This window comes from Bradyrhizobium valentinum (genome assembly GCF_001440405.1).
GTDB lineage: Bacteria > Pseudomonadota > Alphaproteobacteria > Rhizobiales > Xanthobacteraceae > Bradyrhizobium > Bradyrhizobium valentinum.
The window spans coordinates 107515-132442 of record NZ_LLXX01000101.1 but is presented as its reverse complement, the minus strand read 5'-3'; the positions used below and the strand labels follow the sequence as shown (position 1 = coordinate 132442).

At 63.5% G+C, this 24928-nt stretch carries 21 protein-coding genes and 3 pseudogenes; 10 read left to right on the top strand and 14 right to left on the bottom strand.

Annotated elements, in window-relative coordinates; all coding sequences use genetic code 11:
• From CP49_RS47350 to CP49_RS15615, 9 genes and pseudogenes are all read right to left on the bottom strand, one after another.
• A pseudogene (locus tag CP49_RS47350) lies at positions 1 to 224 on the bottom strand (formate dehydrogenase); the annotation flags it as partial.
• 71 nt (positions 225 to 295) lie between these two features.
• Positions 296 to 3262 (bottom strand): formate dehydrogenase subunit alpha, encoded by a 2967-nt coding sequence (locus CP49_RS15650; RefSeq protein WP_057851112.1) that lies wholly within the window; start codon positions 3260 to 3262, stop codon positions 296 to 298.
• A 13-nt stretch (positions 3263 to 3275) separates the two neighbouring features.
• A complete protein-coding gene (locus CP49_RS15645; protein ID WP_057851111.1) occupies positions 3276 to 3491 on the bottom strand; it encodes a hypothetical protein in 216 nt (71 codons plus the stop codon).
• Between the two features lie 34 nt (positions 3492 to 3525).
• Positions 3526 to 4314 (bottom strand): molecular chaperone TorD family protein, encoded by a 789-nt coding sequence (locus tag CP49_RS15640; RefSeq protein WP_057851110.1) that lies wholly within the window; start codon positions 4312 to 4314, stop codon positions 3526 to 3528.
• A gap of 121 nt (positions 4315 to 4435) precedes the next feature.
• Positions 4436 to 5140 (bottom strand): DUF3306 domain-containing protein, encoded by a 705-nt coding sequence (locus CP49_RS15635; RefSeq protein WP_057851109.1) that lies wholly within the window; start codon positions 5138 to 5140, stop codon positions 4436 to 4438.
• Positions 5137 to 5655, bottom strand: a complete 519-nt coding sequence (locus CP49_RS15630; RefSeq protein ID WP_245310699.1) for a DUF3305 domain-containing protein — start codon at positions 5653 to 5655, stop codon at positions 5137 to 5139. Before CP49_RS15630 ends, CP49_RS15635 begins: the two co-directional genes overlap by 4 nt.
• A 22-nt stretch (positions 5656 to 5677) precedes the next feature.
• Positions 5678 to 6697 carry a DUF6352 family protein gene (locus tag CP49_RS15625; RefSeq protein ID WP_057851108.1) on the bottom strand — a complete coding sequence of 340 codons (1020 nt, stop codon included), beginning with the start codon at positions 6695 to 6697 and terminating at the stop codon, positions 5678 to 5680.
• The gene (locus tag CP49_RS15620) at positions 6694 to 7284 is read right to left on the bottom strand and encodes a DUF6505 family protein (protein WP_057851107.1); all 591 of its coding nucleotides are present in this window, start codon (positions 7282 to 7284) and stop codon (positions 6694 to 6696) included. The genes CP49_RS15625 and CP49_RS15620 overlap by 4 nt, the downstream gene beginning before the upstream one ends.
• 7 nt (positions 7285 to 7291) lie before the next feature.
• Positions 7292 to 8047 carry a biotin/lipoate--protein ligase family protein gene (locus CP49_RS15615; protein WP_420807614.1) on the bottom strand — a complete coding sequence of 252 codons (756 nt, stop codon included), beginning with the start codon at positions 8045 to 8047 and terminating at the stop codon, positions 7292 to 7294.
• A 167-nt stretch (positions 8048 to 8214) separates the two neighbouring features.
• Here CP49_RS15615 and CP49_RS15610 point away from each other — a divergent pair, with 167 nt between their 5' ends.
• On the top strand, positions 8215 to 10251 hold the full coding sequence (locus CP49_RS15610) for a 4Fe-4S binding protein (protein WP_057851105.1): 2037 nt from the start codon (positions 8215 to 8217) through the stop codon (positions 10249 to 10251).
• Positions 10252 to 10312: 61 nt separating this feature from the next.
• Positions 10313 to 11110 (top strand): annotated as a pseudogene (locus CP49_RS15605) (Mrp/NBP35 family ATP-binding protein); the annotation flags it as partial.
• 15 nt (positions 11111 to 11125) lie between these two features.
• On the opposite strand, the gene CP49_RS15600 reads toward CP49_RS15605, so the two are convergent.
• The 3 genes from CP49_RS15600 to CP49_RS15590 all read right to left on the bottom strand — a co-directional run bounded on the left by CP49_RS15600 (position 11126) and on the right by CP49_RS15590 (position 13190).
• Complete coding sequence (locus tag CP49_RS15600) at positions 11126 to 11347, bottom strand: hypothetical protein (RefSeq protein WP_057851104.1); 222 nt, start codon at positions 11345 to 11347, stop codon at positions 11126 to 11128.
• A gap of 80 nt (positions 11348 to 11427) precedes the next feature.
• A complete protein-coding gene (locus CP49_RS15595) occupies positions 11428 to 12453 on the bottom strand; it encodes a histone deacetylase family protein (protein WP_057851103.1) in 1026 nt (341 codons plus the stop codon).
• Positions 12450 to 13190 (bottom strand): GntR family transcriptional regulator, encoded by a 741-nt coding sequence (locus CP49_RS15590; protein ID WP_276326533.1) that lies wholly within the window; start codon positions 13188 to 13190, stop codon positions 12450 to 12452. The genes CP49_RS15595 and CP49_RS15590 overlap by 4 nt, the downstream gene beginning before the upstream one ends.
• A 128-nt stretch (positions 13191 to 13318) precedes the next feature.
• Between CP49_RS15590 and CP49_RS15585 the strand changes: the two are divergent.
• The 8 genes and pseudogenes from CP49_RS15585 to CP49_RS15550 all read left to right on the top strand — a co-directional run bounded on the left by CP49_RS15585 (position 13319) and on the right by CP49_RS15550 (position 22500).
• Positions 13319 to 14081: pseudogene (locus CP49_RS15585) on the top strand (class II aldolase/adducin family protein).
• A 91-nt stretch (positions 14082 to 14172) separates the two neighbouring features.
• A complete protein-coding gene (locus CP49_RS15580) occupies positions 14173 to 15693 on the top strand; it encodes an ABC transporter substrate-binding protein (protein ID WP_420807616.1) in 1521 nt (506 codons plus the stop codon).
• A gap of 72 nt (positions 15694 to 15765) precedes the next feature.
• The gene (locus tag CP49_RS15575) at positions 15766 to 16737 is read left to right on the top strand and encodes an ABC transporter permease (protein WP_057851100.1); all 972 of its coding nucleotides are present in this window, start codon (positions 15766 to 15768) and stop codon (positions 16735 to 16737) included.
• On the top strand, positions 16734 to 17573 hold the full coding sequence (locus CP49_RS15570) for an ABC transporter permease (protein WP_057851099.1): 840 nt from the start codon (positions 16734 to 16736) through the stop codon (positions 17571 to 17573). The genes CP49_RS15575 and CP49_RS15570 overlap by 4 nt, the downstream gene beginning before the upstream one ends.
• Before the next feature lie 2 nt (positions 17574 to 17575).
• A complete protein-coding gene (locus CP49_RS15565) occupies positions 17576 to 19183 on the top strand; it encodes an ABC transporter ATP-binding protein (RefSeq protein ID WP_057851098.1) in 1608 nt (535 codons plus the stop codon).
• 15 nt (positions 19184 to 19198) lie between these two features.
• Positions 19199 to 20137: a 2-hydroxyacid dehydrogenase gene (locus CP49_RS15560; protein WP_057851097.1), complete on the top strand. Its 939-nt coding sequence runs from the start codon at positions 19199 to 19201 to the stop codon at positions 20135 to 20137.
• Between the two features lie 9 nt (positions 20138 to 20146).
• Complete coding sequence (locus CP49_RS15555) at positions 20147 to 21223, top strand: phosphotransferase (RefSeq protein ID WP_057851096.1); 1077 nt, start codon at positions 20147 to 20149, stop codon at positions 21221 to 21223.
• Between the two features lie 2 nt (positions 21224 to 21225).
• Positions 21226 to 22500, top strand: a complete 1275-nt coding sequence (locus CP49_RS15550; RefSeq protein ID WP_057851095.1) for an aspartate aminotransferase family protein — start codon at positions 21226 to 21228, stop codon at positions 22498 to 22500.
• Positions 22501 to 22881: 381 nt separating this feature from the next.
• On the opposite strand, the gene CP49_RS15545 is transcribed toward CP49_RS15550, so the two are convergent.
• The gene (locus tag CP49_RS15545) at positions 22882 to 23760 is read right to left on the bottom strand and encodes an alpha/beta fold hydrolase (protein WP_156438453.1); all 879 of its coding nucleotides are present in this window, start codon (positions 23758 to 23760) and stop codon (positions 22882 to 22884) included.
• Between the two features lie 27 nt (positions 23761 to 23787).
• The gene (locus CP49_RS15540) at positions 23788 to 24837 is read right to left on the bottom strand and encodes a hydroxyacid dehydrogenase (RefSeq protein ID WP_057851094.1); all 1050 of its coding nucleotides are present in this window, start codon (positions 24835 to 24837) and stop codon (positions 23788 to 23790) included.
• Positions 24838 to 24928 lie beyond the last annotated feature (91 nt).

Here is a 24928-nt window from a genome sequence, read left to right as displayed (position 1 = left end):
AAGCAGTAGCCGCAGCCGATGCACAGATCCTTGGAGTGCAGCACGACGCCGTCGGCGGTGGTGTAGAAGCACGACACCGGGCAGACCGCGGCGCACGGCGCATCCGTGCAATGCATGCAGGCCATGGAGACCGAGCGCTCGCCGGGCTTGCCGTCATTGATGGTGACGACGCGGCGGCGATTGATGCCCCACGGCACTTCATGTTCGTTCTTGCAGGCTGTCACGCAGGCGTTGCACTCGATGCAACGGTCGGCATCACAAAGAAATTTGACGCGAGCCATGATCTATTCTCCTCTCACGCCGCTTGAATCTGGCACAGGGTCACCTTGCCCTCGTGCATGCCGGTGACCGGGTCGTAGCCGTAGGACGTGATCGTGTTGACGCTTTCGCCCAGCACGATCGGGTCTGAGCCCTTCGGATATTTGCCGCGTTGGTCGACGCCCTGGAACCAGCCGGAGAAGTGGAATGGCATGAACGCCACCCCCTTGCCGACGCGGTCGGTGACCAGCGCCTTGACGCGGGCCTTCGAGCTGTTTTCCGGACCGTAAACCCAAACCCAGCCGCCATCCTTGATGCCGCGCTCGGCGGCATCCGAGGTATTGACCTCGACGAACATGTCCTGCTGCAATTCCGCGAGCCATTTGTTGGATCGGGTTTCCTCGCCGCCGCCTTCGTATTCAACGAGGCGTCCCGAAGTCAGGATGATCGGGAATTGCTTGGCGAGCCCCTTCTCGACCGCCGCCTTCTGGATCGAGAAGCCGAGATTGGCCATGCGGAACTGACGCCCGTCCGGACGCGTCGGATATTTCGCGACGAGATCGGGCCGCGCGGTGTAGATCGGCTCGCGATGCACCGGCACGGGATCCGGCAGATTCCACGCCACCGCGCGGGCCTTGCCGTTGCCATACGCCATCACGCCGTGCTCCAGCGTGACGCGGATGATACCGCCCGACAGATCGACCGCCCAGCCGACGCCATCAGGGTTGTTGCCGCCGATCTTGTTGATGGTCGCAAGCTCGTCCGCGGTCAGATCCTTGTCCCAGCCGAGCTTCTTGAGCACGCCATAGGTGAACTCGGGATAGCCGTCAGTGAGTTCCGACCCCTTGCTGTAGGAGCCTTCGGACAGCATGTTGACGTTCTTGACCGAGCCGTCTGGCTGCTTCTCCTCGTAGACCACGCCGAAGCGCGCGCGGAACGTGCCGCCGCCATCCTTGGCGTGAAGGTTGGTGTTGTAGAGCGTGTGCGTGCCCGGATGCCGGATCTGCGGCGTGCCCCAGCACGGCCATGGCAGGCCGTAATAGTCGCCGCCGATCTCCGGCTCGTCCGCCTTGGCGCGCAGGGTCACCAGGTCGAACTTGCCCTGGTTCTTCATGTGCGCCTTCAACCGTTCCGGCGACTGGCCGGAATAGCCGGTCGAGAAGCCGCCGCGGTTGATTTCCCGCAAGAGGTCCTCGGCCGACGGATGCTTGTTCTCGACCTTGATGTTCTTGAACATCTTGTCGGCGAAGCCGAGCTTTTCCGACAGCAGATAGATGATCTCGTAGTCGTCCTTCGATTCGAAGATCGGCTTGACGATCTGCTCACCCCACTGCAGCGAGCGGTTGGAGGCCGTGCGCGAACCCGAGGTCTCGAACTGTGTGCAGGCCGGCAGTAAATAGGTTCCGTTCTTGCGATCGGAGATCGCCGCGAAGGTGGTCGGATGCGGATCGGCGACCACGAGCAGCTCGAGCTTTTCGAGGCCCTTCACCATCTCCGTCATACGCGGGACGGTGTTGCCACCGTGCCCCATGATGACCACGCCCTTCACGGCGTCGCGCTGATCGACGTCGTCGGGGTTGGAGAGCGTCGCATCGAACCAGCGGGTCCACGGGATGCCCGGCAGCTCCATGTTCTGCTTGCGGGTGCGCGCCGGACGGCCGGCCTTCGCCGGGACTTCGTCGAAGCGCGACTGCAAGTAATCATACTCGACTTCCCAGACGCGCGCCCAGTGCTTCCAGGCGCCTTCGACCAGACCGTAATAGAGCGGCAGCGTCACGATATCGAGCCCGATATCGGTCGCGCCCTGCACGTTGCAGTGGCCGCGGAAGATGTTGGCGCCCGAGCCGAAGGACCCGACGTTGCCCGTCGCGAGCAACAGGTTGCAATAAGCGCGGACATTGGCGGTGCCGACGGTGTGCTGGGTGCCACCCATGCACCAGACGATCGTCGATGGCTTTTGCTTTGCGAAGGTCTCGGCAACTTTCTTCAGTTGCTCGCCGGGAATGCCGGTGACGCGCTCGACCTCTTCTGGCGTCCACTTCGCAACTTCGGCGCGGATCTGGTCCATGCCGTAGACGCGTTGCTTGATGAATTCCTTGTCTTCCCAGCCATTGTTAAAGATGTGGTGCAACATGCCCCAGATCACGGCGATATCGGTGCCCCCGCGGAACCTCACATATTCGGTGGCATGCGCTGCGGTACGGGTGAAGCGCGGATCGAGCACGAACACGTTGGCGCGGTTGAGCTCCTTGCCGGAGAGGATGTGCTGCAACGAAACCGGGTGGGCTTCGGCGGCGTTCGATCCCATGAAGACGATCGTCTTCGAGTTGCGCATGTCATTGTAGGAATTCGTCATCGCGCCGTAGCCCCAGGTATTGGCGACGCCAGCGACGGTGGTCGAATGACAGATGCGGGCCTGGTGATCGATCGAGTTGGTGCCCCAGAACGCCGCGAACTTGCGGAACAGATACCCGCCCTCGTTGGAGAATTTCGCGGAGCCGAGCAGATAGACCGAGTCGGCGCCTGACTTGGCGCGGATCTCGAGCATCTTGTCGCCGATCTCGTTGATGGCCTGATCCCACGAGATCTTCTGCCACTCGCCGTTGACCAGCTTCATCGGATATTTCAGCCGACGATCGCCGTGGACGAGTTCGCGTACCGCAGCGCCCTTGGCGCAATGCGAGCCGCGGTTGATCGGGCTGTCCCAGGCCGGCTCCTGGCCGACCCAGACGCCGTTCTGCACTTCGGCAATCACGGTGCAACCGACCGAGCAATGCGTGCAGATGTTCTTCCTGATTTCCGTCGGCGCGCCGACTTTCTCAGGACCGGCCTGCGCCTTGCGCACCGAGCCGAGCGGCATCAGGCCGATCGCGGCGCCCGCACCGGCCGCCAGACCAGACCGCCGCAGGAACGTACGGCGGTCGAGAACTCCCGACGCGAGGCCGGCGGCGATACCCTGCAAACGCGCCCTGCCCGCGGATCCGTCTCTTCGCTTCATCAACATGTGCGTGGTCCCATCAATAGCGGTTGACGCGATAGAAATTCTTGACGTGATCGGTTTCCTTGTAGCGCGCCTTGACGCGCTCGGCCTGCGACTCGTCCGCAACCGCCTCGCCGCCGGTAAGCGGGACAACGGCTGCTGCGGCGACCGCCGAACCGCCCATCAGAAACAGGCTGCGCCGATCCACCCCTGCGGCCCGTGATTTGCCCTTACTGTCAGATGGCTTGCTCATTACGATCTCTCCTATTCTCGCCGCCTCTTCGCCGTCACTCGGACAGCGTGAAGGCCTCGGATTCCAATTCCATGAAGATACGGCCGGTGCGGCCGACGGCGCGGTAGAAGCGCGCCGATTGCGACATCTCCAGATCGGCGAACATCCGCACCGCCCACGGCTTCAGATGACGCTCAAAAAAGCGCGCCTGCTCGGCGAACTCGGCCTCGAAGTCGCCGCGTGCAAGGCCAGCCATGACCTCGAGCAGGATGGCGATGTGATCTTCCGGTTCACGCGAGGTGCCCGCGCGCTCGATGCCAAGCGCGCGCAGATCCTCGCGCACTCGCGCCAGCGGACGTTCATGCAGAAAACCGGTCAGATAATAGGAGGCGTAGGGAAGCAGTTCGCCGCGGCCGAGGCCGATGAAGAGATCGAAGAATTCCTTGCTGACGGCGCGATCGTCGGTGTCAGCGGCTGCCGCAGCGAGCTCGATATGCGCTATACCGAGATCGGACGCATCGCCTTTCAACGTGGCAACCCGCTTGAGTGTGTCGGCATCAGGCGCCTTGCCGAGCAGCAACGACAGCAGGCCATATTCCGCTGCGCGCAGTTGATCGATCTCGTCTATTTCGGGCTTCGATGTCACCTGTTCCTCGTGGCCCCCGTAGAGATCGGGACGAAGGACAAAGCGGTTCACCTGCGTCAGCGATTCGACGGCGAGAACGCGCTCGGCAGGAATGCGCGACCAGGCCGAAACGGATGGCTGCGCAATGCCTAGCCCCCGCGCCAGCGACCCGACGCCACCTGCTGCCTTGATTGCTAGTTCCAGACCGGCGTCACGCATGGTGCAACCGATTTCTCCCCGCCCGCCTTTGCCTCATATTAAGGCATCCAGTTTGGAACTGGAATTATTCCAAGGAGAAATTAGTAGCATAGGCTTCGGCTATGTCCGCAAAAACTTTTGTCTAAACAATCGGTTTTGCGGAGCCATGACGTCGCACTGGTTGCTGCGGCGCAACAGGTCTCGGGCCCTCCGGACCGTCGGCCGGCGAGGGTTCGTCATTACCGCCCGCGGCCTTTGAGACGCCTTCCGCTTCCGCCGCCGGTTGATCAACCCGTCTCAGAGACTGAATGGGGAGATCTTCCTGCGGTTTTGCCGACAGATCGCGCTCGGACGGCCCTTCCGAAGAACCTGCCGTCTCATCTCCGGAATTTGCACCGGAATTTGTCGTTTCGGCTGCGGCTTCGCCCATGATCTGCGACACCAGCCGGGCGACATCGACGCCTGCGCCGAGTTCCCCGCCGCCGGGCACCCCGCCCGGCGTATTCCAGTCATAGGCGTATTCGAGCGCTGGATTGACGTAATTACGAATCGCAGGATCCAGCGCCCAGGATTTTTGCAAGGCCGCATTCCGCAAATGTTCGGGAACGCCTTTGCGAAGAAACGCGGTAATGTCGGTGCTTCCCGTCAGCTCCTCGAGCTTTGGCAGGGTCGAGAGATCGAATTTCGGCGTGACGTCTTCGCCTTGCGGTGCGGGCGAGCCTGGCGATTCGACGCTTTCGGCAGCCGGCGCGTCCCGCTTCGGCTCCGGCTGTTTTGCCTCCTGCTTGCGCTGCGACCATCGCGCCAGAAAGCCCTTGTCCCGATCGGCTTCGTCCGGACCACTCATTTGCGACCCATCTTCTCGTCCGGCCCGCCGCCCGGCACGCGCGGCCGATCGCCGCTGGCGCGATCCCGCTTGCGCTTGTGAAACACACGCTCGACATGGAAGCGATCGACGAAGGCGGCAATCCATGACGCGATTTCGGGCGGCATCGGCACGGTACCGATCACGTCGCAGCCGCTTTCGAACATCGCCTCCCCTTCGGTCGGATCGGCGGTCACTTTCGTGAGCTCAAGCTCAGGACCACCATCCTGTCGCCGCAACGCGACCCAGATCCGCGGCTCCCCATCGGCAAGGTTGTCGCGATAGTTCGCCGTTTCCGAGCTGAACAGGTCGATGCTGGCCGATCCGGCGTAATAGATCGTCGCGTCGGCTTCGGTGGACAGCGCAGTCCAGGGTGCGGTCGCGGGCACCTCGTCCAGGATCATCGCCGGTGACCACAACTGGTCGATCCAGGGATTGTCGATCGAACGGCGCCGCACCACCACGCCGACCTCGCGGGATGCTTCGCTCATTGCCATGTGCGATCCTCCCTTCGGTGGATCATGTGACGTTCGCGGTCGCCGCAAGCGGCAACCCCGCAACCAGATTTTGCGGCTTCAATCTCACCACCTTGTCCGCGCCCATGGCGAGGATGAGGTAGACCGGCTTGTCGCCGACCCGCTCGTCCACCAGCCGCGCATCTTCGAAGCTGAGGCGCATCAAGGCCACGATGCGCTCGGCGACGCTGCTCTCCAGCCGCTCGCCGCGCCACAGCGCGTTGCCGATCCGCGTCGCTTCGCTGTCGAGGCCGACGAACCAGCGCCAGTCGCGATCCTCGATCGAGGCGATCGTCTCGACGCTGACGGCAAGGCCGAGCAGGTGGCTGATCCAGCGTTCGATGACCCGACACAGCCCTGCGCGCGCCTTGGCGTTGCCGCCGAGATTCATGACCATCGCGTGCGCGTCCGAACGCGACCAGTAAGTCCAGGCGTTTTCGTCGTCCATGACGTCCATCTCGCCGAACGCCTTCGGCTGCAGCATGGCCGTCAGCGGCGATGAATGCAGGTCGTGCTGGGCATGCTGTTCCGCCTCGATGACTTCAGCGTCGGCGAGCAGCAACGTGCCGTCGTGAAGGGCGGCCAGTTGGCTCCGATAGAACAGCTCCGCCGCGCGCAATACATAAGGGTCGTCGCAGCCTTCGAGTGCGTTGCGCAGAATCAGGTGGCACAACTGCGACAGAAAGATCGGCGGCAGGTCGCCGGCCCCTTTGCGTGCCAGCGCGACATAGACCGCTTCGAGCGACGGTGCCGCTATCAGCCGGTCGCGGAAATTCATCATGAAGGACCAGTTTTCGCGCGCGTCGGCATCGGCGAGCCGGGCGATATCCGCGCCCGAGACCGGACGCAACGGATCGGCCATCAGGCTCGCATGCAAATGGCGCTCGGCATCGCAGGCGTCGGCCGGCGGCATCAATTCAGGCCGCGCCAGATAGGCCATGATGAGTTCGGGCGTCGCGACCAGCCCGCCATGATCGGCGCGGCGCGTGAGGTGATGGCCCGAGGCGACCCAGAATTCTCTCATGTACGATCCGTCGTCCTGGCGTCTGTCCTGATCAGCCCGAGAAGATCGACCTCTTCTTGGGGTTCAACTTCTTGGGTTTCAACATCGCCTTCGACTTCATGGAAGGTAAAGGCGCGGGCATGCGCGTGCAACCGGTCGGCATCTGCGGCACCCGGGCGCGGCTTGAGGGTACGAAAACGTTCACGGATTTCGCCGTTTTCGACGCTGCGCTGCACGGCGAGCAGGGTCTGCGGCGGATGTTCGCAAAGCGAGCCTGCGAATGCTATCTCCTCCTCGGCCGCAATGCGCGCCGCGTTTGCGTCCGGCGCCCCGAATTTCTCCATCAACTGCCCTGCGAGCCGCTCGACCATCGCCTGCCGCTCCGCTTCCGTCGCTTCGGTGACGATGGCAAGGGTCGACCATCCGAGACTGTCGATCCCGAGAAAGCCCGAACGCAGCGCCACGCGCTGTTTCTGGCTCAGCGTCGCTGGATCCTGGTTCCAGAACAGGAACGCGCCGGAAACCGCCCACTCACCCGGTTCCGCTGCTCGTTCAAAAACGAAGGTATCCGATGGGTCCAGCCTGATGGTTCGCGGAAATTTCAACATGTCCGCCTCATCCGAATTTCGGACCGCGTGCCTGCCGATCATACCAATCAGACCTTGCCAGCGCATCCACCAGACTGCTTCGCGCAGGCGCTCCGCTACCGGCCGGAAGGCTGACCAGAAGATCACCGTTGACGTCGATGCCCCGGCGCTCACCCGCCTTGGTTTTGGGAAGCCGCTCCAGATAGTCCCGCGCGATCGCCTCGAAGCCACGCTCTTTCCAGCGATCGAACGCGGTCATAAGGTGGCGACTGAAGCTTTCGATAATCGCATCGGTATCGACCAGTTCGAAACCTTCGCTCAGCAGGGAAACGCCCGAGGCCGCCTGCACCTCCGGAATATGCGCCATGGCGGCAGCGCGCAGGATCACGCCGAAAACGAGCCATCCAGGTATGTCGTCTTCGGTGCATTCGGCCGGCCAGCCGAGCCGCCCGCCGCCGAGCAATCCGGCGTCGAACCTGACAGCGTCGGGCCAGTCGAACGCGACCTCCCGCTCCGGCGGACAATGGGCGGCAATCGCATCCGCCAGCGCATTCATGCCGGCAAACAACGCCCGGCGCGCTGACTTCAGCGGCTCGTCGGGCTCGAGGACCACGGCGAACTCGACCAGGTCGTAGCGGCGCACCCATACCAGCGTTCCGGCCCCCGCCTCGCCCGCGATCTCGCAAGCATGGGCAAACGCGTCGCCGAGCTCCCGCAACGCGACCAAAGTATAACCGGGGGGTAGATCGAGTGTTTGTTCCGTATCCCTTGGACGAGCGATCACCAAGAACTATTTCCTCATTGCTTCACAGGCCGCCTGGGTATGCTATCCCGCGCGAGCCGGCCACGCGAGTGGCCTTCTGTCTTGCAGATATCCGCCCGAGCGGTTACCGCAGAACCATGGGATGAAGCAACGCCCCGCTTGGCGCATCGGGTTCAAGGTATTTCAAAATGAGTGCGGCGACGTCTCGCCTCCTGATTTGCAGTTGCGAGAAGACCATGCCGCTCGATGCGGAAGCGATCGGTCGTGGCTGCACGGCCAAGCTCACGCAGGCGAACCAGCTTTGCGGCCTCGACCTTGATCGCTTCAAGGAGGCGCTCGCCGAAGGCTCGCCGATTACGGTTGCCTGCACCCAGGAAGCGCCGCTATTCCGGGAAGTCGCGGAGAATTCGCCGCAAGCCGAGCTTACGTTCGTCAATATTCGCGAGACCGGCGGCTGGTCGAAGGATGCCGCGGCGGCCGGTCCAAAGGCAGCAGCGCTGATTGCGGCTGCAGGCGAAGACATGCCGCCGATCTCGCTGGTGACGCTCGAGAGCAGCGGCGTTGCGCTGATCTATGGCCGCGACGAAATCGCCATCGAGGCGGCGCAGCGTCTTGCCGATCGTCTCGACATTACCGTGCTGCTGACCAGGCCGGGCGACGTGACGCCGCGCCGCACCAACGAATTTCCCGTTCTCAAGGGCACGATCCGCAATGCCCGCGGACATCTTGGGCAGTTCGAACTTTCGATCGACGACTACGCGTTGCCGTCGCCCTCATCGCGCGCCAAGCTCGTGTTCGGTACCGCGCGCGACGGCGCTACGTCCACCTGCGACCTGATCCTCGATCTCTCGGGCGGCGCGCCGCTGTTTCCCGCGCATGAATTGCGCCCCGGCTATCTGCGCGCCGATCCACGCGACAAGGCCGCCGTCGAGCGCGCGATTGCGGATGCCGGCGCGCTGGTCGGCACCTTCGATAAGCCGCGCTTTGTCAATTTCGAGCCGTCGCTCTGCGCGCATTCGCGCTCCTCGATTACCGGATGCACGCGCTGCCTCGATCTGTGTCCGACCGGCGCGATCACGCCGAACGGGGATTCGGTCGCGATCGACGCCAATGTTTGCGCCGGCTGCGGCTCCTGCGCGTCCGTTTGTCCGACCGGCGCGGCCTCCTACGCGCTGCCGAGCGTGGATGCCCTGATGCGGCGGCTGCGGACGCTGCTGCAGACTTACCGCAAGGCCGCCGGAAGCAACGCCGTGGTATTGTTTCACGACGGCGAGCATGGCGAAGAAATCATCGATGCGCTGGCGCGGTTCGGCCAGGGCTTGCCGGCCAATGTGCTCCCGCTGCGCGTCAACGAAGTGACGCAGCTCGGGCCGGAAATGATCGCCTCCGTGTTTGCCTATGGCGGCGGCGGCGTGGCTGTAGTGACACGCGCAAAGCCCCGGCACGACATTGCCGCGCTTCGCCGCTCAGTCGAAACCTCCGATCAGATCGTCGCAGCGCTCGGCTTCGGCGCGGGTCTGATCCGGATCATCGAAACCGACGATCCGGACCAGTTGCGCGCCATGCTGGATGCCGCGCCTCGCGGGGTCGCAACGCAGAAGCCGGCCGGCTTCGTGCCGCGGGGGGCGAAACGCGGCGTGCTGGAGACGACGTTCCGCGAACTTCACCTTGCAGCCCCCGCGCCGGTCGATGTGGTGCCGCTGGCGCCGGGCGCTCCCTTCGGCACCGTGAAGCTTGACGTCGAAGGCTGCACGCTGTGCCATGCCTGCGTCACCGCCTGCCCGACCGGCGCGCTATCAGATAATCCCGATCGCGCGATGCTGCGGTTCACCGAAAGCCTCTGCGTGCAATGCGGGCTCTGCGAAGCCACCTGCCCCGAGAAAGTCATCACCATCGAGCCGCGCCTCGACTTCCAGGCCTGGAACAGCCCGCAGCGCGTGCTGAAGGAAGAAGAGCCGTTCAACTGCATCGCCTGCGGCAAGCCTTTCGGCACCAAGAGCTCGATCGACCGCGTACTTGCAAAACTCGGCGAGAAGCACTGGATGTTCCAGGGCGCGAATGCCAGGCGCCTCGACGTCATCAAGATGTGCGCAGATTGCCGCGTCGAAGCGGTGGTGAACGAAAGTTTCGATCCGCATGCGGCGCCTCAACGCCCGCCGGTCATGTCGACGGAAGATTATTTGCGCGCGCGCAATGTAAAGAAGGACGATCCGCTTGGATCGTAAGCAGTCGGTGTCCGCCACCCCTCCAGATCTCAAGGCCCATGCGACGTCAAAGGCCGCCGGCATTCCCGGCGTCAAGCACATCATCGCGGTCGCCTCCGGCAAGGGCGGCGTCGGCAAATCCACCACCTCCTGCAATCTCGCGCTCGGCTTCGCCGCGCTGGGGCTGAAGACCGGTATTCTCGACGCCGACATTTATGGCCCGTCGCAACAAAAACTGTTCGGGCTGCGCGGCAAGCCGCGGCAGCTCGGTCCGCGCATGCTGGAGCCGATGGAGCGCTTCGGCGTCAAGGTGATGTCGATCGGCTTTCTCGTCGAGGAAGACAACGCCATGATCTGGCGGGGGCCGATGGTGATCTCGGCGATCACGCAGATGCTCCGCGAGGTCGCTTGGGGCGATCTCGATATCCTCGTCGTCGATCTGCCGCCCGGTACCGGCGATGCACAACTCACCATGGCGCAACAGGCGCCGCTGGCCGGCGCGATCATCGTCTCAACGCCGCAGGACCTCGCCCTGATCGACGCACGGCGCGGCATCGCGATGTTTCAGAAGGTGAGCATCCCGATCCTGGGCGTGATCGAAAACATGTCGAGCTTCTGCTGCCCGACCTGCAACCATGTCACCCCGATCTTCGGTCATGGCGGCGCGCGGACGGAAGCCGAAGGCCGCAGCATTCCCTATCTCGGCGAGATCCCGCTCGATATGCGGATCCGCCAGACGTCCGACGACGGCCGTCCGATCGTCGCGGTCGAACCCGACGGCGTTCACGCCAGGCATTATATCGGCATTGCGCGCGAGATATGGACCTCAATCGTCACCGGCGCGGCGCACCGGCCGCCGCCGCGCATCGTCATCGAGTAGAAGCAGCCCGGCGACTCACGGGCTCATAAAGATCGCACTGATCTGCTCCGCGCCGCCGACAAGCCCAAGCGCGCGCAGTTCATCGCGGTGCAGATCGACAACGAGAATCGCCAGGATCACGAAGAGAGTCGTGACGACGACTACAAGAAGCCGCGCGGCCGATGTATCAGTTGCCTCGCCTTGCGCGGCTGTCCGATCCCAGAGCGGTGCCATGAGCGCCAGCAAGGCATAGAGCATTGCGACCTCTTTTCTTGCATCGTGCTCAGGCAGCGTAGTCTGGCCTTTGACCAATGTCGAGAATTGTCCGAGAGCACGAGCTAACGGACCTCTTCGAAGCCGCCGAGCGCGGCGGTGAGATTGGCGCCGAGAATATCGGAGAGATAACCGCCTTCCTGAACGAAAACGGTCGGAAGGCCTAGCCGGGCGATCGCAGCACCAATTCGCCGGAAGCCGGCCGTCGTCACCGCAAGGCCGGCGAGCGGATCATGCTCCGAGGCATCGAGACCGAGAGCCACCACGAGCGCACCGGGCGCAAACGCGCGAATGGTTTTTTCCGCCTCGCCGATCGCCTTGATGTAGTCGTCATCCCCGGTACCCTTCGGCAAGGGAATGTTGAGGTTGGCGCCAAGGCCGGGGCCGGCGCCGCGCTCATGGGCGTAACCCCAGACAAAGGGATAGAAGAAGACTGGGTCGGCGTGGATCGACACGGTGAGAACGTCCGGTCGTTCGTAGAAGATGCCCTGCGTGCCGTTGCCGTGATGCACATCGACATCGAGAATCGCCACGCGCTCATGCCGCTGGCGAAGCTGCGCCGCTGCCACCGCGCTGTTGTTGAAGAAACAGAAGCCGCCCGACATGTCGGCATAGGCATGATGACCGGGTGGCCGGCAGAGCGCATAAACAGCATCTTCGCCGTCCATGACAAGTTGTGCCGCGGTCGTGGCTACATCGGTGGCGGCACAGGCGGCGGCGTAAGTGCCCTTACTGATCGGAGCCGCCGTATCCGCCGCGTGCCAGCCGAGGCGGCCAACGATATGGGTTGGGTACGTCGCGCCGTAGCGAACGGGATGGATGTTGGCAATCATCTCGGAACCGGAATCGCCGAGCGCGACCCAGGCGTCCCAGGCCTCCTCCATAAAACGCAGGTATTCCGCACTGTGAACACGTGCGCGCGGCCCCTGGCCAAAAACCGTCGGCGCGACCAGCTCGTGCTTGCCGGCTATCAGTCCTGCCAGCAACCGGTCGGCGCGTTCGGGCTGCTCGGTGGTGCGCTTGATAACACCGCGCACCAGGAAGAATTGCGGATCGTGGCTGCGATGCAGTTCGGTGTAGACGGCCTTCACGCAGGTACTCCGTTGGCTGGAAGTAGGATGCCGCCTTGCGGCTCGGTGGCAATGCCGGTCGACGGCGTGAGCTCTCGCACCAGTTTGCCGACTTCGCGCCAGGCGTGACCGATATGGTAGTCGACATGCGCGGTGATGCGCTCGGGATGCCCGGCTTCGATGGCAGCCAGCAGCGGCTCGTGCGTCCGCGCGATCTCATGCGGATCGTCGTAGAGGCGGCCGATCAGCCCAATGACCATCCGCAGCTCTGCTGCGAGATCGTCGAACAGCCGCAGCAGGCGGCGATTGTCTGCAATCTCAAAAATCAGCCGGTGAAAACGATAGTCCTCTTCTACCTGGCGGGCGGGGTCGTCGAGATCGGCGGTCCGGTGCAGGACATCGATCTGCCGCCGCAAGGCATCGCGCGACTGTGGTGTGAGCCGTTGCGCTGCCAGCACACCGGCATGCCGTTCGATGCACAGACGCAAATCGTAGATTTCGTCGATGTTTCTGATTTCGAGCTTGCGGACGAAAAAGCCGCGTCGCGGGCTTGCGACCAGCAGCCCCTGTTTCTCCAGAAGGCGCGCCGCCTCGCGCACCGGGGCACGGCTGACGCCCAGTTCGCGGGCGATCCCCGCCTCCACCACTTTGGAGCCAGGGGGCAGCCGTCCCTGAACAATGGCCTGCATCAGGATTCGGGCGATCTGGCCGACCAGATCGCTGTCCGCAAGGGCCGGTAACCCAACAGGAGAAGACATAGGCCGCATCGGCTAAACCCGCGCCAGTCCGTGCATATTTTTTAATCGTCGATTGTCGACAGTTTAATCTTGCCCAAGTGCTGCGCCGCACGCAAGCTGAAAAAGTTGAAAATGGATTAAAGGCGGAAATGACTAGCGCAGCCCACAACACCGCAAAAGCATGGCCGCCGGCGGTGGACGACCAGACCCTCCAGATCCGGATCGATCTCGCAGCCGCCTACCGGCTGATTCACCGGCTTGGCCTCGACGACAGCATCTACACCCACATCTCCGTTCATCAATCCCTACGGCCTGCGCTTCGAGGAAGTCACGGCGTCCAATCTGGTGACGGTCGACCTCGACGGGAACGTCATCGATGACCCCATCGGCCTCGGTATCAACCCGGCGGGCTTTACGATTCACAGTGCGATCCACGCCGCGCGGCATGATGCGATCTGCGTCCTGCACACGCATACGGTCGCCGGCATCGCCGTCGCCTGCCAGAAGCAGGGCCTGCTGCCGCTCAATCAATGGTCCCTGCAATTTACCGACCGCCTCGCCTATCACGACTACGAAGGCATCGCGCTCGATCTCGATGAGCGTTCGCGCCTTGTCGCCGATCTCGGCGACAAGTTCGTGATGGTGCTGCGCAACCACGGCATGCTGACCTGCGGACGTTCCGTCGCCGAAGCGTTCAAGCTGATGCACAATCTGGAACGCTCCTGCCGCGCTCAACTCGCCGTGCAGTCGTCAGGCGCCGACATTATCCCGCTTTCCGACGCTGTCGCCCGAAAGACGGCCGGCCAATACGCCAGCTTCTACGATGCGATCGAAACCAACGGCGTGCCCGACAGCGAATGGGCCGCCTTCAAGCGGATGCTCGAACGTACCGACCCCGATTTTGCGAACTGACAAGCACAGCTCTCAACCCAGCGGCGCGCCGGCAAGCCCTTTTTGAACGAGGTAAGTGATGTCCAAGCGGAAGATATTGATCACTCTTGCCATGGTTTGCGCGCTAAGCACGGCAGCGGCTGCCGAGGGACCGAAGGCAGGCGGCGTGGTCAATGCCGTGATCCAGCCCGAGCCGCCGAGCCTGATGGTGGGCCTGGTTCAGAACGGCCCAACGCAGATGGTCGCCGGCAACATCTATGAAGGCCTGCTGCGCTACAGTCCCAAACTGGATCCCCTACCTGGCCTCGCCGAGAGCTGGACGGTCAGCGAGGACGGCAAGATCTACACGTTTAAACTGGTGAAGGGCGCGACTTGGCACGACGGCAAGCCGTTCACCTCAACAGATGTTTTGTTCTCCATCGAATTCCTCAAGCAGACACACGCGCGTGCACGCGGCAATCTCGTGCAACTCGACAAGGTCGAGGCTCCGGATGAATCGACGGTGGTCTTCACGCTGAAACAACCGTTCGGACCGTTCATCGGCATCTTCGAAGTCGGCTCGCTGCCGATGATTCCGAAGCACCTCTACGAAGGCACCGACTTCAAGACCAATCCCGCCAACAATACGCCTGTTGGCACCGGCCCCTTCATGTTCAAGGAATGGCAGAAGGGCTCGTTCATCCGCCTGGTCAAGAATCCGAACTACCACGTCAAGGGCAAACCCAATATCGACGAGATCTATTGGCACGTGATTCCGGACGCGGCCGCACGTTCGGTCGCGTACGAAACCGGCAAGGTCGACGTGCTGCCGGGCGGCTCGGTGGAGAATTTCGATGTGCCGCGGCTCAGCAAGCTCAAGAACACCTGCGTCACCGGCGCCGGCTGGGAGTTCTTCAGCCCGCATTCCTGGCTCTGGCTCAACAACCGCGCAGGGCCAACCGCGAACAAGAAATTCCGTCAGGCGCTGATGTTTGCGATCGATCGCAACATGGCCAAGGACGTGGTCTGGAACGGTCTCGGCAAGGTCGCCACCGGCCCGTCGGGCTCGGCGATCAAGTACTACACGAGCGCCGTGCCGAAATACGATTACGATCCAGCCAAGGCAAAGGCGCTGCTCAAGGAAGCCGGCTATAAAGGCGAGAAAGTCCGCATGCTGCCTTTGCCCTATGGCGAGACGTGGCAGCGCTGGGCCGAAATGGTTCGCCAGAACCTGCAGGACGTCGGCATCAACGTCGAGATGATCGCGACCGACGTGCCCGGCTGGAATCAGAAAGTCAGCGAGTGGGACTACGATATCGCCTTTACCTATCTCTATCAGTACGGCGATCCCGCGCTCGGCGTCGGCCGCAATTACGTCTCCAGCCAGATCGCCAAGGGCTCGCCGTTCAACAACGTCGAAGGATATTCGAACCCTGAGATCGACAAGCTGTTCGCCGACGGCGCGGTCGCCTTCCCCGACGCAGCGCGCGAGGAGATCTACACCAAGGCGCAGAAGATCCTCGTCGAGGACGTGCCGGTCGCGTGGATGCTTGAACTGCAATTCCCAACCATCACCCGCTGCAGCGTCAAGAACCTGGTCACGACAGGCATCGGTGTGAACGACGGTTTCCGTGACGCCTGGATCGAGAAGTAATCGCCAGTTCGTCGGGCGTCAGACCTCAGGTCTGACGCCCGGATATGACGACTCCAACACAATCGACAGCCCATGATCTCCTTCATCGCCCAGCGGATCGCGAAGGCCATCGTCGTCCTTCTCGCGCTCGTCGTTCTCAACTTCTTCCTGATCCGGATGGCGCCGGGCGACCCGGCGCTGGTGATGGCAGGCGAAGCCGGCGCGGGCGATCAGGTTTTCCTGGCTCAACTGCGCGAGAAGTTCGGTCTCGACCAGCCGCTGCCGGTGCAGTTGTTCCTCTATGTCAAAGGCATCCTCAGCTTCGATCTAGGATTCTCGTTTCGTCAGCAGATGCCGGTCTCGACGCTGATCCTGCAGCGCCTGCCGGCGACGCTGTTGCTGACCGGGACCGCGTTTGCGATTTCGCTCGCCTTCGGCATCCTGTTCGGCGCATTGGCGGCCCGCTTTGCCGGCACCTGGGCCGACACCGCGATTACGGTCGCGGCGCTGATCTTCTATGCCACGCCGCTGTTCTGGGTCGCGCTGATGGCGATCCTCTTGTTTTCGGTGACCATGGATTGGCTGCCGAGCTTCGGCTACGAGACGGTCGGCGCGAACTATACCGGGCTCGCGCACGTGCTCGACGTCGCCGCCCACCTCATCCTGCCGGCGACAACCATCGGCCTGTTCTTCATGGCCACCTATGCTCGCATGACGCGCGCCTCGATGCTCGAGGTCGCCAGGCTCGACTTCATCAAGACCGCGCGCGCCAAGGGCCTGTCCGACACCGTGATCCAGCGCCGTCACGTGCTGCGCAATGCGCTGTTGCCGGTTGTAACCCTCGCGGGCTTACAGGCCGGCACGCTGGTCGGCGGTGCAGTGCTGACCGAGACCGTGTTCGCGTGGCCGGGCATCGGCCGCCTGATGTACGAAGCCCTGCTGCAGCGCGACTACAATTTGCTGCTCGGCGTCTTCGTCGTCTGCTCGGCCATGGTGCTGGCCTTCAACCTGATCACGGACCTCGTCTACCGCTCCGTCGATCCCCGCATCGAGTTCGCCTCATGAGACAGGTCTGGCGAATGCTGTTGCGCAATCCCGGCGGTGTGATCGGCGTCGCGATCCTAACTATTGCGATTGCGGTTGCGCTGTTTGGTCCGCTGCTGTTTCCGACTTCGCCCTGGCGCATGGTGCAGCGGCCGTTTCTGCCGCCGTTCACGGTTGCCAACCTGCCGCTCGGAACCGATGCGCTCGGCCGCGACGTGATGGCCGGCATCATCTACGGCGCGCGGGTTTCGCTGCTGGTCGGCCTGATCTCGACGCTGGCGTCACTGGCGGTTGGCATCCCGCTCGGCGCCGCGGCCGGATATTTCGGCGGACGCGTTGACGATGCGCTGATGCGTTTCACCGAATTCTTCCAGACCGTACCGAGTTTTGCGCTGGCGATCGTGCTCGTCGCGATCATGCAACCCTCCATCGTATCGATCGTTACAGCCATTGCCATCGTAAGCTGGCCGCCGGTGGCGCGGCTGGTGCGCGGCGAAGTGCTGTCGCTGCGCACGCGCGAGTATGTCCAGGCGGCCGTCGTGACCGGTCAGACCAACTGGTGGATCATCTGGCGCGAGATCCTGCCCAATGCGCTGTCGCCGGTCATCGTGCTGGCCTCGCTGATGGTTGCGACCGCGATCCTGCTGGAATCCTCGCTCTCCTTCCTCGGGCTCGGCGATCCCAACCTGATGTCGTGGGGTTACATGGTGGGCGCGGGCCGCACCGTGATCCGCCAGGCCTGGTGGATCACGGTATTCCCCGGCATCGCCATTCTGGTCTCGGTGCTGGCGCTGAACCTGATCGGCGAAGGCCTCAACGACGCGCTCAACCCTCGCCTCGCCAAGGGGGGACGCTGAGCATGAGTGTCGTCATCAGGAACCTGAAGCTGGCACTGCCGCCCGGTGGCGACCGCGCTTATGCGGTGGATGGCGTTTCGTTCGATCTCACCGCCGGCAAGATCCTTTGTGTGGTCGGCGAGTCCGGGTCCGGCAAGTCGATGTGCGCCCATGCGCTGATGGGCCTGCTGCCGGAAACGGTGACGGCTGAAGCCGGCGAAATCCTGTTCGAGGGCAACAACCTCTTGTCGCTCAGCCCGGCGGAATGGCTGGCGCTGCGCGGCCGCGGCATCGCCATGGTGTTCCAGGAGCCGATGACGGCGCTCAATCCGTTGATGCGGATCGGCGACCAGATTGCCGAGATGTTCGAGGCGCATGATCTTTTGACGCCGAAGGAGCGGCGTCAGAAGGCCCTCGCCTTGATCCGCGAAGTCGGCCTGCCCGACCCTGAACGCGCGGTGCGCGCCTATCCCCATCAATTGTCCGGCGGCCAGCGCCAGCGCGCGATGATCGCCATGGCGCTGGCGCTCGAACCGGCCGTGCTGGTGGCCGACGAACCGACCACCGCGCTCGATGTCACGACGCAGGCGCAGATCCTCAAGCTGATCCGCGACCTGCAGCGCCGCCGCAACATGGCAGTCATGTTCATTACCCATGATTTCGGCGTCGTCGCCGAGATTGCCGATCGCGTCGTCGTGCTTCAGCACGGCAAGGTGGTCGAACAGGGCACTGCCGACGACGTGCTGCTCCGCGCGCAACATCCCTATACCCGTGCGCTGCTCGCCGCCGTTCCCACCCTGCAGCCGCCGCAGCGGACGCCCCTGCTCGACCGCAGCAAGGCGGTGGAAGTCATCGGCCTCGGCAAGACCTATGTCAGCGGCGGCGGATGGTTCCGCACCGAACGGCGCGTGCAGGCAGCCAAGGAAGTCAGCTTCGACATCTTCTGTGGCGAGACACTCGGTCTGGTCGGCGAATCCGGTTCGGGAAAATCCTCGGTGGCGCGGCTGGTCATGCGGTTGATCGAGCCTGACGCCGGTACCGTCCGTATCGGCGACGTCGACCTCACCCGGATCAAGGGAAAGGCGCTACGCGAACAGCGCCGCCGCATCCAGATGGTGTTCCAGGATCCGTTCGCCTCGCTTAATCCGCGCCGGAAGGTCGGCAACATCATCACCGACGGACCGATTGCGCATGGCGTCGATCCGGCGGCAGCGCGAAAGCGTGCCGGTGAGTTGCTTGGCCTCGTCGGCCTCAATGCGAGCGCGATGGAACGCTTTCCGCATGAATTCTCCGGCGGGCAGCGGCAGCGCATCGGGATAGCGCGGGCGCTGGCGCTCGACCCGGAAGTCCTGGTCGCCGACGAAGCGGTCTCCGCGCTCGACGTATCCGTCCAGGCACAGGTCCTGGATCTGCTCGAGGATTTGAAGGCCCGGCTCGGCCTGTCGATGCTGTTCATCACCCACGATCTGCGTGTGGCCGCGCAGATCTGCGACCGCATCGCCGTGATGCAGCACGGCGCGATCGTCGAACTCAAATCCGCATCCCTACTGTTCGCAGCCCCCGAACACGCCTACACGCGCGAACTGCTCTCGGCGGTGCCTGGCCAGACGTCATCGTCCAAGGCGGCATGAACGGGATCACGAACAATGCGCTGCGTCCTGGTTAGCAAAAGCCTCGATCTTCGCGGCTATCTGGGCGCGCAATTCATGCGCGCCGCCGAAAGCATCGAGATCGTCAATCATCCGCACGAAGGGCCGGCGACGGACGACATCCACCTGGCAGTGGCCTGGCATCCGCCAGACGACGCCTTCGAGCGTTATCCCGACCTGAAGGCGGTCTGCTCGATCGGCGCTGGCGTTGACAACATTTTGGCGTGTCCCAGCCTGCGCCCCGAAGTCGACGTCATCCGTGTCGTCGACCCGGCGCAGGCGCAGATGATGTCGGGGTTTGTCGCCTGGCACGTGATCGGGCATCAGCGGCGCTTTGCGGCCTATCAGGCACAGCAGCGCGAGGAACGCTGGCAGCGTCTCGGCCAGCGCCGGGCGCAGGATGTGCCGGTCGGCATTTTGGGCTTTGGCGAGATCGGCCGTAGGGTTGCTGCTGACCTCGCTTTGCTTGGTTTCCCGGTGATGGCCTGGAGCCGAAGCGCAAAACCGACGCCGCAAGGTGTGCGCGGCTTCGATGGCGCCGCAGGCCTCGATGCCATGCTCGGCCAGACCGAGGTTCTCGTGAACCTGCTGCCGCTGACACCGGAGACAAGGGGCATTCTCAATCGAGGGACATTCGCCCGAATGTATCGTGGCGGCTACCTGATCCAGGTCGGCCGCGGCGAGCATCTGGTCGAAGCCGACCTGCTCGCTGCACTTGAAAGCGGCCAGCTTGCCGGCGCTGCGCTCGATGTGTTCGCGGCCGAACCGTTGGCGCCGCGGCATCCGTTCTGGCGACACCCTCGCATTGTCGTCACGCCGCATGATGCCTGCGAAGTGAGCGTGGAAGCGATCGGCGCGACGTTTCGCGCGACTGCGGAAGCGATACGAGCCGGCCGGCGCCCACCGCACTCCATCGACCGCGAACGCGGCTACTGAGCGACAGCAATGGATGTTCCAGTGCCGGACTCGTCGCTCGCGACTATTGCCGCTCACCCGATCGACACGCTGCGCGCCGCATCCGCCGTCCCGGAAGCGCTGGCGCAAAGACTGGCGGCCGAGCACTACGGCCTGATATCAGCCGTGCACCGGCTCGACAGCGAGCGCGATCAAAACTTTCGGCTGCGCTCGCTGAGCGGCCGCGAATATGTCCTGAAGATTGCCAGCCCTGCGGAAGACCGCGCTGTGACCAACCTGCAGACGGAGGCCCTGCTCCACCTCGCAGCCGCAGATCCTGGCCTGCCGGTCCCGCGCATCTTTCCGGCGCGGAACGGCATGACGGAGCTTGATATTGCGTTCGCCGACGGCTCGACGCGCGTCGTGCGCCTGTTGTCGTATCTCGCGGGAACCCCAATGCATGCCGTCGCAGGGGCGACGGCGCTGCGGCGCGATCTCGGCCGCTGCGCCGCAAGGCTCGCGCGTGGGCTTTCCGATTTCAGCCATTGCGGCGCCAATCATAAATTGCTTTGGGACCTTCAGCACGCCGCCGAACTGCGGCCGCTGATTGACGCCGTCCCGGACGAGCGGCGCGGTCTGGTGGAGGACGTTCTCGGCAGCTTCGAACGCTACACACTGCCGATACTTCCGCAGTTGCCGAACCAGCCGGTCCATAACGACCTGAACCCGCATAACGTTGTCGTCGATCCCGAAACCCATGCCGGCGTTGCCGGGATCATCGATTTCGGCGACCTCACCTGCACGGCGCGGGTCAACGACCTTGCGATCACGGCAGCGTATCAGGTTGCCGACAACGACGATCCGCTTGCTCCGGCCTGCGAGGTGATCGCGGCCTACCATGCCGTGCTGCCGCTCGAACCGGCCGAATTTGGCGTGCTGTTCGACCTGATCGCCACGCGCATGGCCATGACGGTCGTGATCAGCAGTTGGCGAGCCGCCCGTTATCCTGCTAACCGGAATTACATTCTGCGCAACAATCCTGCCGCTTGGGCGCGGCTGCAGCGCATGGCGAAACTGTCGCGGGACCAGGCCAGGCTCCAAATCCAACGCGCGTGCGATGTGGAGTAGAGATGTCTGTTGCCGATGAGCATATTTCGACACAAGACGTGATCGCGCGGCGAAGCCGGCTTCTCGGGCCGGCATACCGGCTGTTCTACGACCAGCCGGTCCAGTTCGTCCGCGGCGAAGGCGTCTGGCTGCATGACGCCGCCGGTCATCGCTATCTGGACGCCTACAACAACGTCGCGTCCGTCGGGCACTGCCACCCGCACGTCGTGCAGGCGATTGCGCGGCAGGCCGCCCTACTCAACACGCATACGCGCTACCTGCATGAGACCGTGCTCGACTACGCGGAAAAACTGCTCGCAACGTTTCCGCCCCAGATCGGTCACGTCATGTTCACCTGCACCGGCAGCGAGGCCAACGATCTCGCCTTGCGCGTCGCGCGAACCTGCACCGGCGGCACCGGCTTCATCGTCACGGCAAACGCCTATCACGGCGTCACCAGCGCGCTGACTGAACTGTCTCCTTCGCTCGGGCTGCCGCTTCCGGAAGGTAGCCACGTGCGACTGGTGCCGGCGCCGGTTTCGGCCGCAAACGCCGGCGAAATCTTTGCCGGTCACGTCCGCGACGCATTGGCCGATATGAAGAAGAGCGGCATCCGTCCGGCGGCCCTTCTGGTCGATACCATTTTCTCCAGCGATGGCGTATTCGCCGATCCCCCCGGCTTTTTGCGGCCGGCGGTCGAAGCCGTCCGGGCAGACGGCGCGCTGTTCATCGCCGACGAAGTGCAGCCCGGTTTCGGCCGCTGCGGCGGAGAGATGTGGGAGTTTGCCCGCCATGGCCTCCTGCCTGATCTCATCACCATGGGCAAGCCGATGGGCAATGGCCATCCGGTTGCCGGCATGGCGGCAAGGCCGGAATTGCTGGCGGAGTTCGGCCGACGGTCGCGCTACTTCAACACCTTCGGCGGCAATCCGGTTTCTGCCGCCGCCGGGATTGCAGTTCTCGACGTGATCGAGGACGAAGGGCTGATGAAGAACGCGCAACACACCGGCGCTTATCTGATCAAGCTGCTCAGGGAGTTGCAGGCACGGCACGCGTTGATCACTGAGGTGCGCGGCGCCGGCCTGTTCGTCGGCGTCGAGCTGCGGCGCGGTGGACCAACGGGCGCGCCGGCCACAGCAGAGGCCGCGCGGATCGTGAACCTGTTGCGCGAACGGCGCGTGCTGATCAGTTCGGCCGGCCCACACGGCAATGTGCTCAAGATCCGGCCACCTCTGGTGTTCCGGACGGAACATGCCGATCTGCTCGTCGAGCGCCTCGATCAGGCACTGCAGAATTAAGCTTGATGGCGGAGGGGTAAAGGACGCGCGCCTTAAGCGCCGGCGACCGGCAGGCTGGCGGCGGCAATGGCGACAATCTGGGCCAGCCGACGTCCGATCCGGGACGGGGCGTTACGCAGCAATGAACGAACCTGTCGCATCTCTTCGTCTTCCATGTGCGCCGGGGGCAAAGGCGCACAGGAAAGATGGTCTTACCCGGCTAAGTAGTCGAGATGTCAGAGAAAATAGCAATGCGCGCTTCGCCGGCAGGCCAATCGGCAGTGGATTTATTGCCGCCATCGCCCCCGCGGCGAACGAGATTTTCTCCCCGGATTCTGACCTTCAAAGCCCGGTAATGCCGAGTCGACCGCCAGCGTCTGGGCGCTGACCTCCCGTCGGAGATCACCGTGCTTGAGCAGGCTGCGGCGCATCGAGAAACCGCCGCAGCGATGCGAGGACCACATCGAGCCGGTCATGATGGAGCCAGTGTCCGGCGCCCGCTATCTTCTGCAGTTCGGCCCCCTTGAAATGCGCGAGCAGGCCCGCGGCTTCGGGATCGGGCAGAAAGCTTTCATCGCCCCACATCAAAAGCGTTGGACAAGTAATCCGCGACCACAGGGCGGCATAGTCATCCACCGATAGCCGGTACGGCGCCCTCGCCCGCTGATAATGGTCGAACTTCCAGCGGTAGAGACCATCGGAGCCCTGACGGACGCCGTGGCGGGCAAGATGAAGCGCCAGCGCTGGCGTCAGTCGCTTGTTGCGAGCCGAAAGCCGCCGCGCCGCCTCGTCGATCGTTCGGAAAGCGCTCGGTTGATACTCCGAGATACGGTCGAGCTGGTCGATCCAGCGCGACATCTGTTCGGCGATCGGCGCAGGTTGCGAGCCCGACAGGAAAGCACCATCGAGCACGACGAGGCGCGATACCTTCTCCGGATAGGTACCGGCATAGGCTAGCGCGACCATGCCTCCCATCGAATGGCCTACGATCGCGGCATCCTGCAGCCCTGCGAAACGCATCAGCCGGGTAAGGTCGTAGACATTATCGGTCAGACTGTAGCTGCTTCCTTTCGCCCATTCGGAATCGCCATGGCCGCGCAGATCCGGGGCCATGATATGGAAATGCGGCTGCAATTCCCGCGCGATCGCATCCCAGTTTCGGCAATGGTCGAGCCCGCCATGGACCAGCATCAAAGGCGGCGCGATTTCGTTGCCCCAGTCGACATAGTGCAATCGCAGCCCCTGGGATTCATAAAAACGATCTGCCGGCTCGGCCATCATGGGATTGTCCCTCGCGGAGATGATGGCCTATTTCGGCGCAAATCCAAACGCGCGCTCGAAGCGCTTCACGTAAGCCGGCCACACTTCGGGATTGACGATGCGTGGCGGGCGCTTGCCGTCGAGCGCATCGAGGATCTGCTCGGCGGCGATCCTGCCCATATTCACCCGCGCCTCCTTCGTCACGCCGGCCGTATGCGGGCTGGCCAGCACATTGTCGAACTGCAGCAGCGGATGCTCCGGCGGCGGCGGCTCCTTGTCCCAGACGTCGAGTCCGGCCCCCGCAATCCGCTTGTCGCGCAACGCCTCGTACAGGGCGACCTCATCGTGAATGAAGCCGCGCGCGGTCGTGATGAAAAATGCATGCGGCTGCATCAGCGCGAATTCGCGGGCGCCGATCATGCGACGATTGTCCTTGGTCAAGGGACAGGAGATCGAGACGAAGTCCGAGCGGCGCATCAGATCGTGAAGTTCAACCTTTTCGCCACCGCGGGCGGCGATTTCTTCCGCCGTCAGATAAGGATCGTAGGCGATCACCTTCATATGCAGCAAGCCGTTGCAGAGCTCGGCGATACGGCGGCCGACATTGCCGATGCCGACGATACCGACAGTCTTGCCCTGAACCTCATTGCCGATCAGCGCATTACGATTGACATTGGCCTCGCGGCGCAGCGCGCGGTCGGATTCGAGGATGCGCTTGGACAGCGTCAGCATCATCCCCAATGCATGCTCCGCGACCGAATTGGCGTTGCCGCCGGATTGATTGACGACGAGCACGCCGGCCGCCGTGCAGGCATCGACGTCCACGGGATCGAAGCCCGCGCCGTTCGAGGACACGATCAGGAGGTTCGGCGCCCGCTGCAACAGGTCCTTGTTGACATGGAAATGCCCGGCGATCTCGTCACGCGCTGCACCGACCTGATAGGCATGCGCCGCCGACAATATCGGCGCTGCAATCGTATCGGGGCTTTCGTTCTCCAGCCGGTCGAGCCGCACATCGGCGCGCGCTTTCAAAATATCGATATAGATCTCGTGGGCGAGATATTTGACGTAGAACACGCGCTTGTTGTTGACGGTCATTTCCTTGGCAACTTTCAGTTCGGAAGATCGTAAGGCTTGACTGGTTGGGCGGGATGGCCGCTGGCGGCCATGATCAGGTGACAGGTCTCAG